The organism is Streptomyces sp. NBC_00209, from assembly GCF_045206345.1.
Taxonomy (GTDB): domain Bacteria; phylum Actinomycetota; class Actinomycetes; order Streptomycetales; family Streptomycetaceae; genus Streptomyces.
In genome coordinates this window covers 6,714,561-6,727,131 of sequence record NZ_CP108121.1, presented here as the reverse complement: position 1 = coordinate 6,727,131, position 12,571 = coordinate 6,714,561, and the positions used below count along the sequence as shown (strand labels likewise).

Here is a 12,571-nt window from a genome sequence, read left to right as displayed (position 1 = left end):
CGGGCCCGCGCGCCGCGCTACCCGGCGTCGGCCTCCATCGCCCGGACCAGGCCGGCGGGCCGCATGTCCGTCCACGCGGCCTCGATGGCGTCGAGACACTCCTGCCGCGAACCCTCCGGACCGCCGACGCTCCAGCCGCCCGGAACCTCGATGTGCGCCGGCCACAGCGAATACTGCCCCTCGCCGTTCACCAGCGTCACGAACCGGCCCGACTCGTCATCGAAAGGATTGGTCACGACTGTCCCCCCACTTGTTTCCCACATGCCACCGCATGTTCTTCAGATATATGCGGGCCTGCCGCACGGATTCACCGCTCCCCCGCCACCGGATCACTCGCCCCCACCGCGCAAGTCCGGTCGCCTGGACCGGAGATACGTTACGCCTCGGGATACCGGAGTGACGCCGATGGCCGGCCGGTCGTACGGCTTCGCCCGTTCACGCCAATCACCATAGAGGACCACCGACAGCCCAAGAGCCGAATGCGGCCCATTCCTTATCAGCCCGTACGACAGCGACATGCGGGAAGGCCGGCCGGAGACATATGCCAGGCCCGCTCCCCCGGAAATTTTCAGCCACCCAATGTCCCGATTGTGCGCATTTCTCTAAATACGACCAGCGCACATTCGGATAACCGCCGGCGTACACCCCCTCATCCACGGGCACGCGCCGAACACATCGCGCTCCCGTGCGCCGGGTGCGCGCCCCATTCGAAATCAATGGCCATTCCCCTCACCCTGCGTAATGTTCTGGGGCCGTGGCGCGGGCGGCCACCCGGCGGGGGCGGCCGGCCCCGCATGCGATACGAATGCCGGGTGACCGAAGAGACCCCGCCCGCGACCGTGCGCGTGTTCATCGCCCTCGCTCCGCCCGACCCGGCGAAGGACGAGCTGGCCCGGGAACTGCGCCCCGCCTACGCGACGCACCCGCAGGTGCGGTGGAACCGGGTGGAGGACTGGCACATCACCCTGGCGTTCCTGGGCGCGCTCCCGGTGGACACCGTTCCGCTGCTGCGTCCGCAGCTCGCCGCTCTCGCCGCGTCCCACCCGGCTCCGCGGCTGGCGATGCACGGCGGCGGCACGTTCGACGAGCGGGTGGCGTGGAGCGGGATCGCCGGCGACCTCGACGGACTGCACCGGCTCGCCGACGGCGTACGGGCCGTGGTCCGCGACTGCGGGATCGCCCTGGAGGACCGGCCGCTGCGCCCCCATCTGACCCTCGCCCGGGTACGCCGGGGCGACCACACGTCGGCCGGGGAGATCGCCGCGCTGCTCACGGAGTTCCGGGGCCTCCCGTGGCCCGCCGAGCGCCTGCATCTGGTGGGCGGCAACGCGGGGGACGGCCCCGGGCAGATCCGCTACCGCGACATCGGGGCGTGGCCGCTCGGCACGGCTGCGGGGGTCCCGGTGCCGCCCACACGTCCCTGAGGGCGGGCCCGCCGGGCCGTTACGCCAGCCTGACCGGAGTGGGGCGCGGCTCCGTGTGTTGGTGAGGTTCGGGGGTACCGCTGTGGAACGGTGAGCTGACTTGGGCTCGCACCACACAAGCGGAGAGGGTTGCACTCATGGGACACGGCGGGAACGTGATCGCGGAGCTCACCACGGACCACCGCGAGGTAGACGAACTGTTCGCGAAGATCGAGGCTCAGCCGGTCGGCGACGAGCAGCGCAGGAAGCTCGCCGACGAGCTGACGATCGAGCTGGTCCGGCATTCCGTGGCGGAGGAGATGCACCTCTACCCGGTGGTCCGGCGGTTCGTGGACGACGGCGACGACATGGCCGACGAGGAGCTGGAGGACCACGCGAAGGTGGAGCAGCACCTCAAGGAGCTGGAGGGGCTGCCGGCGGACGACCCGCGGTTCGACCACCTGGTGGCGCAGCTCAAGCTTGAGGTGACCAAGCATGTGCGCGACGAGGAGAACCGGCTCTTCCCGCTCCTGGCGGCGGCCGTCTCCCCGGAGACCCTGGACCAGCTGGGCGAGAAGGTGCGCGCGGCGAAGAAGACCGCCCCGACGCGTCCGCATCCCTCCATGCCCGACACCCCGCCCGGCAACAAGATCCTGGGCCCCGGCGCCGGTCTGGTCGACCGGGCCCGCGACCTGCTGAGCGGTCGCGGCAAGGGCTGAAGCACCCCGGCGCCCCCGAGAAGCCCCCGGGTCTCAGCAGGCGCGGGCCGGGCCGAGGCGCAGTCGGTCGAGCAGGTCCGCGTGGTGGAGGCGGGTTATCGGCTCCAGCAGGTCGGGGTGGCGCAGCAGTGCGGTGGCGGCCAGGTCGTGCGCGCTGGGCGCGGTCAGGCGGCGGAACTCGGCGGGTCCGGTCACCCCGTGCTCGGTCTCTTCGAGCGCCTTCACCGCCTCCTTCGCCGCGTCGGGCGCGGTGAGCAGATGCGCGGCCCAGCTGGCGACGACCTCGTCCACCCAGCTGCGCCAGGCCATGTCCGCCGGCCGGCCGTGGCCGCCGGTGACGTCGTCCAGGCGGGCGGATCCGCCGGGGCCGGTCAGGACCACGAGGGCGGCGTCCAGGTCGGTCGGGTAGCGGAGCCAGGTGGCGACCGTGACGGCCTGGCGGGCCTGCGCCTCGGCCAGGGCGGCGGTGAGCGGGCCCCCGCCGGCCGGGAACGCGCGCGTCAGCCACTGGGTGGTGGCGGCGATGAGCGGAGCAAGGTCTGCGGGCATCGGGGCATCCCCTCGGGTGCTGGATCGCCGTGCAGCGTACTGCGCACCTCCCCGGCCCCCGTATGACGCAGAGCACCTTCCGGCCGTGGTGTGCGTCATGACCTGCACCCCAGGCCCCGAACCATTGGGAGAGCACACGATGAACCACCCCCGCCCTCTTCCCGGGCTGGACGAGTCCTTCTGGATGGACAGCACCGACGCGCCCGAGCACCCGCGGCTGGCGTCGGACACCGATGCGGACGTCGTCGTGATCGGCGGCGGCATCGCTGGCCTGAGCACGGCGTGGGAGCTCAGCCGGACGGGCCGGAACGTCGTGGTCCTGGAGGCGGACCGCATCGCCTCCGGGGTGACCGGCTACACGACGGCCAAGGTCTCCGCCCTCCAGTCGCTGGTGTACGACCGGCTGCGACGGACCCGGGGCGTGGACGCGACCCTCCTGTACGCGGCCTCGCAGCTGGACGCGGTGGACCGGGTGGCCGGGATCGTGGAGGAGCTGGGGATCGCGTGCGACCTGGAACGGGTGAGCGCGTACAGCTACGCGGCCGGGGCGGAGTCCCGGCACCTGATCGAGGCGGAGGCGCGCGCCGCCGCCGACGCGGGGCTCGATGTCGCCTACGTCTCCGAGACGGAACTGCCGTTCGCGATCGGCGGGGCGGTCCGGGCGGACGGCCAGGCCCAGTTCCACCCGCGCAAGTACCTGCTGGCGCTGGCCCGGGATCTGGTCGCGCGGGGCGGCCGGATCTTCGAGCGCAGCCGGGTGACCGGGCTGTCCGAGGGGACGCCGTGCCGGGTGACCGCGGAGTCGGGGCGGAGTGTGACGGCCCGGGACGTGGTCGTCGCCACGCACTACCCGGTCTTCGACCGCGCGATGCTGTTCGCCCGGCTCTCACCCCGGCGGGAGCTGGTGGTCGCCGCGCCCATCCGGGCGGACCTGGCTCCGAAGGGCATGTACATCACCGAGGACGAGGGGAAGCGCTCGGTGCGCTCCACCCCGCTCGATGACGGCCGGCGCCTGCTGATCGTGACCGGGGAGAGCTTCACTCCGGGCACCGGTGACCCCGGCGAGCGGTTCCGGCGGCTGGACGCGTGGCTGCACGAGCGGTTCCCGGCGGCGGGCCCGACCGCGTACCGGTGGGCGGCGCAGGACAACGATCCCAGCGATACTGTCCCGCTGATCGGGCCGTTCCACATCGGGGCCCGGCACACCTATGTGGCGACCGGGTTCGGCGGCTGGGGGATGACCGGCGGGGTGCTCGCCGGCCGGCTGCTGACCTCGCTCATCGCGGACGGCGTCCCGCCGCTGCCGTGGGCGGAGTTGTACGACCCCCGGCGGCTGGGGAGCGCGGTGCGGGAGGCGGGGTCGCTGCTGGGTGCGCAGGCGGAGGTGGCGAAGCACTTCGTCGGCGACCGGCTGCGCGTCAGCCACCTGGACGCGGTGAGCCAGGTGGTTCCGGGCACGGGGGCGGTGGTCCGGGTGAACGGCCGGCGCTGCGCCGTGTACCGGGAGCCGGACGGCACGGTCTGGGCGGTGTCCGCGCGGTGCACGCATCTGGGGTGCCTGGTGGCGTTCAACGAGGCGGAGACGGCGTGGGAGTGCCCGTGCCACGGTTCGCGCTTCGGGGTCGACGGCTCGGTGCTCCAGGGCCCGGCGGTGCGACCACTGGAGGCGCTGGACCCGGGCGGCGAGGGGTGACGCGCTACCGCCGCGCCATGTACAGGCTGAACGCCTTGTGCAGGACCTTGTTGAGCGGGTAGTCCCACTCGCCGACGTATTCGGCGGCCTGGCCCCCGGTGCCGACCTTGAAGCGGAGCAGCCCGAGCAGGTGGTTGGACTCGTCCAGGGTGTCGGTGGTGCCCCGGAAGTCGTAGACGTGCGCGCCCCCCGCGTGGGCGTCGCGGATCATCTGCCACTGGATGGCGTTGTTGGGCTGGACCTCGCGCCTGCGGCTGGTGGACGCACCGTACGAGTACCAGACGTGCCCGCCGACGGTGAGCATGGTGGCGGCGGCCAGTACCTCGCCGTCGTGCGCGGCGAGGTAGAGCCGCATCCGGTCGGGGTGCTCGGCGGTGAGCGCCTTCCACATGCGCTGGAAGTACGCCAGGGGGCGGGGGATGAACCGGTCGCGCTCGGCGGTCTCGGTGTAGAGCGCGTAGAAGGTGTCGAGGTCGGCGTAGTCGCCCTGGACGACCTTGACGCCGGCCTTGTCCGCCTTCTTGATGTTGCGCCGCCACAGCTGGTTGAACCCGGCCAGGATGTCGTCGGGCGAGCGGCCGGCGAGGGGGAGCTGGAAGACGTAACGCGGCTGGCCGGCGGCGAATCCGTCCTCGCTGTCGCCTCCGGAGCGCTGCCAGCCCATGGCCCGCAGACGGTCCGTCAGCGTGAAGGCGCGGGGGTCCTGTTCGGTGGGGGCGACCTCGCCGAGGCGGTGGGCCCCGGGGTCGGCGACGGCCTCCTTCACGGTGGCCGCGTCCCAGCGGCGGGCGACGACGGGCGGGCCCATCTTCACGGTGAACGCGCCCTGCCCCTTGAGGTGGTCCAGGAGCGGGGTCAGCCATCGGCCGAGGTCGTCGTCGTACCAGTCGATGACGGGGCCCTCGGGGAGGTAGGCGAGGTGGCGCCTGATCCTCGGCAGCGGCCGGTACAGGACCAGGGCGGTGCCGGTGATCCTGCCCGCGCCGTCGAACCAGCCCAGACTCTCCGCCCGCCAGTCGGGCTTCACCTCGCCCCAGGACGGGACCTGCATGTGGCTCGCGGACGGCAGACTGCCGATGTACGCCAGGTGCTCGTCCCGGCTGATCGTCCTCAGGCGGAGGTCCATCGGTCTGCTCCTCGTCCACGGGTCGTGATCCTTCGGCAGCCTACTGGCGGTCGCCGGAGCCCACGACGCGAGCGGGCGTTCGGGCGAGACCTCGGCGCCGGGGCAGCAGCGACGCCGGGATCAGCCCGAGCGCGGCGAGCGCCGCCACCGCGGGCAGCGCCTGGCCCAGCGCGAGATCCGTTACGGGGAGGAGCCGGTGCCCCGGATCGGCGACGGCCGACGGGGTGAGCGGCATCAGTCCGGCGGCCACGGCGATCCCGAGGGCGGGGCCCACGTTCATGGCGGTCTGTTTGAGGCCGCCGACCACTCCGGCGTACCCGGGCGGGGCGTCCCCGACGACGGTCCCGGTGGCGGTGACCATGACGGCGGTGAAGCCCGCGCCCAGCACCGCGAGGACGAGGCCGGTCAGCTGCCAGGGGGTCGCCGGGGTCAGCCGGGAGAGGCCGAGGACGGCGAGGACGACGCACAGCTGGCCGGTGATCGCGGTGCGGCGTGGCCCGAACCGGCCGAGCGCGGCCGAGGCCACGGGCGCTCCGGCGATCATGAGCAGGGTCAGCGGCAGGCAGCGCAGGCCGGTGGTGAGCGGATCGAGGCCGATCCCCTGCTGGAGGAAGAACGTGACGACGAACAGCGCGCCGAACAGGCCGCCGGAGGTGGTGAGGAGCAGCGTCATCGAGGCCATCACGGGCACCGAGCGCGTCACCGCCGGCGGCACGACCGGCTGGGCGCTGCGGCGTTCGTAGGTGACGAGCCCCGCCCCGAGGAGCACGCTCAGCAGCAGCCCGAGCCCCGTCCGGGTGCCGGTCCATCCCTCGTCGGGGATCCCGGCCAGGGTGTGGACGAGGGCGGCGAGCGCGGCGGCGAGGAGGACGCCGGCGGTGAGATCGAACCGCCGGTGCGCGGCGGGCGACAGGTCCGGGGTCCGCACGGTGAGGGTCAGCGCGGCGATGGCCAGGGCGGCCGGGATGTTGATCAGGAAGACGGCACGCCAGCCCCAGTGCGTGACGAGGACTCCGCCGAGCACCGGACCGGCCGCCGCGGCCACCCCGATGGCGCTGGTCCGGAGGGCGACGGCCCGGCCGAGCCGGTCGGCGGGGTAGGCGAGCCTGAGCAGGGCGAGCGTCGCCGGTTGCAGGAGCGCGCCGAACACTCCTTGTGCGGCGCGCAGGGCGATCACGGGGCCGATGCCCTCGGCGAGGACGATGCCGGCCGACGCGGCGCCGAAGCCGAGCACGCCGGTGCACAGCAGCCGCCGGTGCCCGTACCGGTCGCCGAGGCGGCCGGCGATCACGAGGAGGGCGGCGACCGCGAGGAGGTAGGCGGTGCTCGTCCACTGGACCTCGGTGACGGTCGCCCCGAGGTCGCCGCGCAGGTCCGGCTGGGCGACGAGCAGCACGGTGCCGTCCAGGGCGACGATCATCGCGCCCGCCACGGAGGCGAGGAGCGCGGCGCGGGACCGTACGGCGGTGAGGGTCACGCGTCCACCCGGCCGAGGTGGGCGTCGAGCACCGCCGTGACGAGCGGGTCGGGTCCCTCGCGCGTGCCGGGAAAGGCCAGTTGGAGGCTGCCGCTCGCCCGGAGGACGGCGATGCCGTGCAGGTTGGTCCACAGGGCGGCCGCGGTCAGGGCCGGCGGCGGGGCGGCGTCGTACGAGGGCCCGGTGCCGTTTTCCGTGTGGTGGGCGCGGTCCTGGGTGACGAGCTCGACGAGCCGCGTGAACAGCGGGAGGGTCGACTCGCGCAGGCGCGGCCGGCCGGGCTCGTCCGCGTCCTCGTCACTCGCGTGGGCCTCGCTGTCGAGCAGGTCGTGGCGGAACATCAGCGCGAACATGCCGCCGTACTCGCCCGCGTAGGCCAGGAAGGCGTCGGCGAGGCCCCGCAGCTGCTCGCGGGGTGTCCCGGCCGCTTCCGCCGCCGTCGCGAACCGGGCGGCGAGCTCGGTGAAGCCGCGCCCGGCGATGGCGGAGAGCAGGGCGTGGTGGGTCGGGAAATAGCGGCGCGGGGCGCCGTGGGAGACCCCGGCCCGGCGGGCGATCTCGCGCAGGCCGAGCGACGCGGACCCCTCGGTCATGACGAGGTCGACACCCGCGTCGATCAGGCGTTCTCGCAAGGAGTCCGGTTCGTTCGCTTGATCCATGGACAGTGTCTACCAGGCGTGCGTAGACACTGTCTACAGCTTGTGCGCCGTGCCACCGCGAGGCACGCACCCCGATGCCCTCGCCCAAGATGCGGGGGCGGCGGGAGTGAGCAGACTGGGTCCCATGGCAGATCAGCGGCGCTCCCAGGCGGGAACCACGAAAACAGCGACCAAGCGGCACGCCCCGTCCGCACGGGGCCCCGAGCATGCGGCCCGCGCTGCCATCCAGAGCCTGGAGGGTCTCATCGACCACCACGCGGAGGGAGTGTCCGCCGTCCGGCGCACCGACGACGGCTGGTGCGTTGTCGTGGACGTTCTCGAAGTGCCCCGGATTCCGGACACCACGAGCCTCCTCGCCTCGTACGAGGTGCAGCTCGACCGGTCCGGTGAGCTCCTGGAGTACCGCAGGGTCCGCCGGTACCGCCGGGGCGCCGCCGACGAGTGAGCGGCGTCCACTCCCCTGCCGGAAGGACATTCCATGACCGCGACCACCTACTCCGACGAAGTCGTCGCCTGCCCGCCGCGCGCCGGCACCCTGTACGACGTCCTGGAGCTGATCCTCGACCGGGGCATGGTGATCGATGTCTTCATCAGGGTCTCCCTGGTCGGCATCGAGATCCTGAAGATAGACGCGCGCATCGTCGTCGCGAGCGTGGACACGTATCTGCGGTTCGCGGAGGCGTGCAACCGGCTGGACCTCGAACGGGACTCCGGCAGCACCACGGTTCCGGAGCTGATCGGCGGCGGCGCCGCCAAGTCCATCGGCAAGCGGAAGGTGCGCAGGGCCGCCGAGTCGGTGGGCGACACCGTACGCAAGGCGGTCGGCGGCGACGAGGACGAGCCGGAGGAGCGGCCGAGGAAGCGGCGCGCCCCGGCACGCGACAGCGAGAGCCGGCGCCGCCGTGCGGAGGCGTGAGCCGTGACGGCCGACGGTGTGTACGTGTACGCGATCACCCGGGCGGGGGCCCCGCTCCCGGACGGGCAGGGCGGTGTGGGCAGCCCGCCCGCACACCTGCGGACCGTCCGGCAGGGAAGGCTCGCCGCGGTCGTCAGCGACGCTCCCCCGGACCTCCGGGCGCGCCGCCGCGATCTGCTCGCCCACCAGAATCTGCTGCTGCGGCTGATGGACGAGGGGCCCGTGCTGCCCATGCGGTTCGGCATGGTGGCCCCCGGCCAGGACACCGTGGAGCGGCAGCTGGCCGCCGGTGAGGACGGTCATCTGGCGGCTCTGAAGCGGCTCGCCGGCTGCCACGAGATCAACGTGAAGGCGCTGGCGGCCGAGGACGCGCTCGCCGACCTGGTCGCCGAGGACGGCACCGTACGCAAGCTGCGGGAGGCCGCGCGCCGGCGTCCGGGCTACGAGGCCAGTCTGCGGCTGGGCGAGGCGGTGGCCGCCTCCCTCGCGCGGCGGGCCGCCGAGGCGGGGCGGCGGGTGCTGCGGGAGCTGACGCCGAGGGCCCGGGCGGTGGCGGCGGGCCCCGAGGTCCAGGGGTGCGCGCTCAATGTGTCGTTCCTGGTGGAGCGCGAGGCCGGTGACTCCTTCCTGGCCGAGGCGCGCCGGTTCGCGGGCGACAACCGCGGCCATGTGGAGCTCCGCCTGGCCGGGCCGCTGCCCTGCTACAGCTTCGTCTCCGCCGAGGCCCGGCCGGCCCCCGTGGGTGGTGGCTGAGATGGGCCTCATCACCGGTCTGCTGACGCTGCCCATCGCACCCGTGCGGGGTGTGGTGTGGGTGGCGGAGAAGCTGAACGACGCCGCAGAGCGGGAACTGCACGATCCCCGCGTACTGCGCGCACAACTGGCCGTACTCAACCAGGAGCTGGAGGCCGGAGACATCACGATCGAGGAATTCGAGCGGGAAGAAGAGCGGCTGCTCGACCGGCTGCACGCCGTTCGGGCGCGCCGAGTGCCAAACGATCGAAGGTGACGTGCTCATGGATGACCAGACGAAGGTGACTCTCGCAGCCGCGGTGGTGGGCGGCTATGTGCTGGGCCGGACCAAGAAGGGCCGGATGGCCCTGACCGTCGCGACGTACCTGGCGGGCAGACGGTTCGGGCTCGAACCCCGCCAGCTCGCCGCCGAGGGCATGCGCCGTCTCGGCAGTGTCCCCCAAGTCGCCGAGCTCCAGGAACAGTTGCGGGGCGAGGTCATGGACGCGGGCCGCCAAGCCGTGACGGCGGCGGCGAACCGCAGCATGGCCTCGCTGGCCGACGCGATCGGCGACCGCACCGCCCGCCTCGTGGAGGGCCGGCGCGAGGAGGACGAGGACCGGGACGAGAACGGCGACGAGGCGTACGAAGACGAGTACGAGGAGGAACCGGAGGGCGAAGAGGAACCGGACGAGGACGAGGACGAAGAGGAGGAGGAAGAGGAAGAGGAAGAGGAAGAGGAAGAGGAACCGTACGAGGACGGAGAGGACGAGGACGGGAGCGAGACCGGCGAGGAGCCCGAGGAAGAGGCTCAGGAAGAGCCGCCGCCGAACCGTCGGCGGGGCGGCAGGGACCGTAAGGCCCCCGAGGCGGCCAAGAAGACTCCGGCGAAGAAGCCGGCTGCCAAGAAGTCCGCTCCGGCCAAGAAGGCCGCCCCCGCGAAGAAGACCGCGGCGAAGAAGACCGCACCCGCGAAGAAGGCCGCCCGGGCCAAGAAGTCGGCTCCCGCGAAGAAGGCCGCGGCGAAGAAGACCGCTCCGGCCAAGAAGGCCGCGGCGAAGAAGACGTCCTCGTCCAAGCGGGCCGCGTCCAAGCGCACCGAACGTCGGAGGTAGTGAGTCATGGCCAGGGAAGATCAGGACGAGCAGGACGAAACACAGGACGAGTCCGGCTCGGAATCGGGCTTCGGCCGGCTCCGGGAGGAGCTCTCCGGCTTCCTCAGCGCGAAGGTGGAGGATCTCGCGGGGAAGGCGGGCGGCAAGCTCACCGACGTCGCGGGCCAGTTGACGGACTCCGCCGAGAGCGGGTCCATGCCGGCCATTGCCTCTCGCGTGCTCCAGGGCGAATCACCGCTGAAGTCGTTCGTCTCGGAGAAGGCCAAGGGCGTGAAGGACAACGTCACGGAGAAGGCGAAGGAGGCGTTCGGCGGTGGCAAGGGGAAGAGCAAGTCGAGCGGTGGCGGCAAGTCGATGAACATCGTGGAAGTCCTCGACGTGGGCGTTCCTCTGCGTACGGCGTACGACTACTGGACCCAGTACGACAAGTTCAGCAGCTTCGCGAAGGGCGTCCAGGACGTCTCGACGGAGGACGAGGCCACGAGCGACTGGAAGGTCAAGATCGGCCCGTCCTCGCGCAGCTTCAAGGCGACCGTCCAGGAACAGATCCCCGACGAACGCATCGTCTGGACCTCGGAGGGCTCCAAGGGCACGACGCGGGGTGCCGTCAGCTTCCATGAGCTGACGCCGAATCTGACCCGCATCGTGCTGGTGGTCGAGTACTACCCGGCCGGCTTCTTCGAGAAGACGGGCAACCTCTGGCGGGCCCAGGGGCGGCGCATCCGCCTGGACTTCAAGCACTTCCAGCGGTACGTCACCCTCACCGACGAGGAGCCCGAGGGCTGGCGCGGCGAGATCCGCGACGGCGAGGTCGTCGTCTCCCACGAGGACGCCATGGCCGAGGAGGAGGAGTCCGAGGGCGAAGAGGAACAGCCGGAGGACGAGGAGTACGAGGACGAGGCCGAAGGCGAAGACGAGGAGGGCGACGAGGCCGAGGACGACGAGGAGGGCGACGAGGACGAGTGGGAGGACGACGAGGAACCGGAAGAGGAACCGGAGGAGGAAGAGGAAGAAGACGAGGAGGAGCCCGCCCCGAGCAGGCGGCGCGCGCGGAGGTCCCGTCGTGACTGATCTCGATTTCCGGCAGGACGCCGCCTACGCGCCCGCCGGCCCGCAGACGACCAACCTCGCCGACATCCTCGAACGTGTCCTGGACAAGGGCATCGTCATCGCCGGTGACATCAAGATCGATCTGCTGGACATCGAGCTGCTCACCATCCGGCTGCGCCTGTTCGTCGCCTCCGTCGACACGGCCAAGAAGGCCGGGATCGACTGGTGGGAGACCGATCCGGCGCTCAGTTCGCACGCGGCGCGCAACGCGCTCCAGGACGAGAACCGGGAGCTGCGGGCCCGCCTCGACGCCCTTGAGTCACAGGCGTCCGAGTCATGACCGAGGACACCCGCTCGTCCGCGGATGCCCGTGCCGTTTACGTCTACGCCGTGTGCCGCACCGCGGAGCTGCCGGTCCTCGACGGCCCGGCGGGCGTCACAGGCGAGAGCCCGCTGCGCGCGCTGTCCCTCGGCCCGGCGCTCACCGCCGTCGTCCAGACGGTACGGGCCGCCGACTTCACCGACGAGGCGTGGCAGGCCCGGCTCGCCGACGAGCCCGAACTCGAACGGTACGCACGGGCCCATCACGAGGTCGTGTGCGCGACGGCCGCCCGGCACCCGACGGTGCCCCTCCCCCTGGCCACGCTCTACCACGACGAGGAGCGGGCCCGGGCGGCGCTGGCCAAGGAGGCGCGACGCTTCCACGCCGCGCTGGAACGTACGGCGCACCACTCCGAGTGGGGCGTGAAGGTGTACGTGGCCGACGCACCGGCCCGGGAGGCGCCCGAGGCCGCCCCGCAGCGGCCCGCGCCCGGAGCCGGCCGGGCCTATCTGGACCGGAAGCGGAGCCTGCGGGACCGGCGCGAACAGAGCCGGACGGACGGGCTGCGCGTGGCCGAGGTGGTCGACGCGGACGTCAGCGGCCTGGCCGCCGCCTCGCGCAGGCTGCCCGCGCACGGCCCCCGGGTGCCGGACGAGCGGCGCACCCAGGTGCTCAACGCCACGTATCTGGTGGCCGAGGACCGGGCGGCGGAGCTGGCGCGGCTGGCGCAGAGCCTCCGCGAGCGGACCGGGGCGCAGGTCGAGCTGTCGGGGCCCTGGGTCCCGTACTCCTTCGTCGGAGAGGTGTAGA

Annotated in this window: 16 protein-coding genes; 11 read left to right on the top strand and 5 right to left on the bottom strand. The window is 72.5% G+C overall.

Going from position 1 to position 12,571, the window contains the following annotated elements; genetic code table 11:
- Positions 1-17 precede the first annotated feature (17 nt).
- The gene (locus OG867_RS30475; protein WP_073969135.1) at positions 18-236 is read right to left on the bottom strand and encodes an MbtH family protein; all 219 of its coding nucleotides are present in this window, start codon (positions 234-236) and stop codon (positions 18-20) included.
- A 558-nt stretch (positions 237-794) separates the two neighbouring features.
- On the opposite strand from OG867_RS30475, the gene thpR reads away from it, so the two are divergent.
- Together thpR and OG867_RS30465 are read left to right on the top strand one after the other, a co-directional pair.
- On the top strand, positions 795-1,424 hold the full coding sequence (gene thpR, locus OG867_RS30470; RefSeq protein WP_406290255.1) for an RNA 2',3'-cyclic phosphodiesterase: 630 nt from the start codon (positions 795-797) through the stop codon (positions 1,422-1,424).
- Positions 1,425-1,561: 137 nt separating this feature from the next.
- Complete coding sequence (locus OG867_RS30465) at positions 1,562-2,122, top strand: hemerythrin domain-containing protein (protein WP_406290253.1); 561 nt, start codon at positions 1,562-1,564, stop codon at positions 2,120-2,122.
- Positions 2,123-2,155: 33 nt separating this feature from the next.
- Here the strand turns inward: OG867_RS30465 and OG867_RS30460 are convergent, their stop codons facing one another.
- Positions 2,156-2,671, bottom strand: coding sequence for a hypothetical protein (locus OG867_RS30460; protein WP_328898736.1), 516 nt, complete (start codon positions 2,669-2,671; stop codon positions 2,156-2,158).
- Positions 2,672-2,810: 139 nt separating this feature from the next.
- On the opposite strand from OG867_RS30460, the gene OG867_RS30455 reads away from it, so the two are divergent.
- Complete coding sequence (locus tag OG867_RS30455; protein ID WP_406290251.1) at positions 2,811-4,364, top strand: FAD-dependent oxidoreductase; 1,554 nt, start codon at positions 2,811-2,813, stop codon at positions 4,362-4,364.
- Positions 4,365-4,368: 4 nt separating this feature from the next.
- On the opposite strand, the gene OG867_RS30450 is transcribed toward OG867_RS30455, so the two are convergent.
- The 3 genes from OG867_RS30450 to OG867_RS30440 are packed head-to-tail and all read right to left on the bottom strand — an operon-like array spanning position 4,369 to position 7,626.
- On the bottom strand, positions 4,369-5,490 hold the full coding sequence (locus OG867_RS30450) for a lipid II:glycine glycyltransferase FemX (RefSeq protein WP_406290249.1): 1,122 nt from the start codon (positions 5,488-5,490) through the stop codon (positions 4,369-4,371).
- Positions 5,491-5,530: 40 nt separating this feature from the next.
- Entirely contained in the window at positions 5,531-6,967 is a 1,437-nt protein-coding gene (locus OG867_RS30445; protein ID WP_406290247.1) for an MFS transporter, read from the bottom strand.
- Complete coding sequence (locus tag OG867_RS30440) at positions 6,964-7,626, bottom strand: TetR/AcrR family transcriptional regulator (RefSeq protein WP_406290245.1); 663 nt, start codon at positions 7,624-7,626, stop codon at positions 6,964-6,966. Before OG867_RS30440 ends, OG867_RS30445 begins: the two co-directional genes overlap by 4 nt.
- Before the next feature lie 124 nt (positions 7,627-7,750).
- Here OG867_RS30440 and OG867_RS30435 point away from each other — a divergent pair, with 124 nt between their 5' ends.
- From OG867_RS30435 to OG867_RS30400, 8 genes are read left to right on the top strand one after another with little or no spacing between them, the layout of a single operon-like run.
- Positions 7,751-8,071 carry a gas vesicle protein gene (locus OG867_RS30435; protein ID WP_073865446.1) on the top strand — a complete coding sequence of 107 codons (321 nt, stop codon included), beginning with the start codon at positions 7,751-7,753 and terminating at the stop codon, positions 8,069-8,071.
- 33 nt (positions 8,072-8,104) lie between these two features.
- The gene (locus OG867_RS30430) at positions 8,105-8,542 is read left to right on the top strand and encodes a gas vesicle structural protein GvpA (RefSeq protein ID WP_073865447.1); all 438 of its coding nucleotides are present in this window, start codon (positions 8,105-8,107) and stop codon (positions 8,540-8,542) included.
- Between the two features lie 3 nt (positions 8,543-8,545).
- Positions 8,546-9,295 carry a GvpL/GvpF family gas vesicle protein gene (locus OG867_RS30425; protein ID WP_406290242.1) on the top strand — a complete coding sequence of 250 codons (750 nt, stop codon included), beginning with the start codon at positions 8,546-8,548 and terminating at the stop codon, positions 9,293-9,295.
- A 1-nt stretch (position 9,296) separates the two neighbouring features.
- Entirely contained in the window at positions 9,297-9,551 is a 255-nt protein-coding gene (locus OG867_RS30420) for a gas vesicle protein GvpG (protein ID WP_328898743.1), read from the top strand.
- Positions 9,552-9,558: 7 nt separating this feature from the next.
- Positions 9,559-10,389, top strand: a complete 831-nt coding sequence (locus OG867_RS30415) for a histone protein (protein WP_406290240.1) — start codon at positions 9,559-9,561, stop codon at positions 10,387-10,389.
- A gap of 6 nt (positions 10,390-10,395) precedes the next feature.
- On the top strand, positions 10,396-11,460 hold the full coding sequence (locus OG867_RS30410; RefSeq protein ID WP_406290237.1) for an SRPBCC family protein: 1,065 nt from the start codon (positions 10,396-10,398) through the stop codon (positions 11,458-11,460).
- Positions 11,453-11,779 (top strand): gas vesicle protein GvpJ, encoded by a 327-nt coding sequence (locus OG867_RS30405; protein WP_328898746.1) that lies wholly within the window; start codon positions 11,453-11,455, stop codon positions 11,777-11,779. Before OG867_RS30410 ends, OG867_RS30405 begins: the two co-directional genes overlap by 8 nt.
- Positions 11,776-12,570 (top strand): GvpL/GvpF family gas vesicle protein, encoded by a 795-nt coding sequence (locus OG867_RS30400; RefSeq protein WP_406290234.1) that lies wholly within the window; start codon positions 11,776-11,778, stop codon positions 12,568-12,570. Before OG867_RS30405 ends, OG867_RS30400 begins: the two co-directional genes overlap by 4 nt.
- Position 12,571: the final 1 nt, after the last annotated feature.

Bases quoted from the DNA above. Each gene is read 5' to 3' on its own strand.
- thpR (WP_406290255.1), top strand. From the start codon at position 795: ATGCGATACGAATGCCGGGTGACCGAAGAGACCCCGCCCGCGACCGTG.
- OG867_RS30465 (WP_406290253.1), top strand. From the start codon at position 1,562: ATGGGACACGGCGGGAACGTGATCGCGGAGCTCACCACGGACCACCGC.
- OG867_RS30460 (WP_328898736.1), bottom strand. From the start codon at position 2,671: ATGCCCGCAGACCTTGCTCCGCTCATCGCCGCCACCACCCAGTGGCTG.
- OG867_RS30455 (WP_406290251.1), top strand. From the start codon at position 2,811: ATGAACCACCCCCGCCCTCTTCCCGGGCTGGACGAGTCCTTCTGGATG.
- OG867_RS30450 (WP_406290249.1), bottom strand. From the start codon at position 5,490: ATGGACCTCCGCCTGAGGACGATCAGCCGGGACGAGCACCTGGCGTAC.
- OG867_RS30440 (WP_406290245.1), bottom strand. From the start codon at position 7,626: ATGGATCAAGCGAACGAACCGGACTCCTTGCGAGAACGCCTGATCGAC.
- OG867_RS30435 (WP_073865446.1), top strand. From the start codon at position 7,751: ATGGCAGATCAGCGGCGCTCCCAGGCGGGAACCACGAAAACAGCGACC.
- OG867_RS30430 (WP_073865447.1), top strand. From the start codon at position 8,105: ATGACCGCGACCACCTACTCCGACGAAGTCGTCGCCTGCCCGCCGCGC.
- OG867_RS30420 (WP_328898743.1), top strand. From the start codon at position 9,297: ATGGGCCTCATCACCGGTCTGCTGACGCTGCCCATCGCACCCGTGCGG.
- OG867_RS30415 (WP_406290240.1), top strand. From the start codon at position 9,559: ATGGATGACCAGACGAAGGTGACTCTCGCAGCCGCGGTGGTGGGCGGC.
- OG867_RS30410 (WP_406290237.1), top strand. From the start codon at position 10,396: ATGGCCAGGGAAGATCAGGACGAGCAGGACGAAACACAGGACGAGTCC.
- OG867_RS30400 (WP_406290234.1), top strand. From the start codon at position 11,776: ATGACCGAGGACACCCGCTCGTCCGCGGATGCCCGTGCCGTTTACGTC.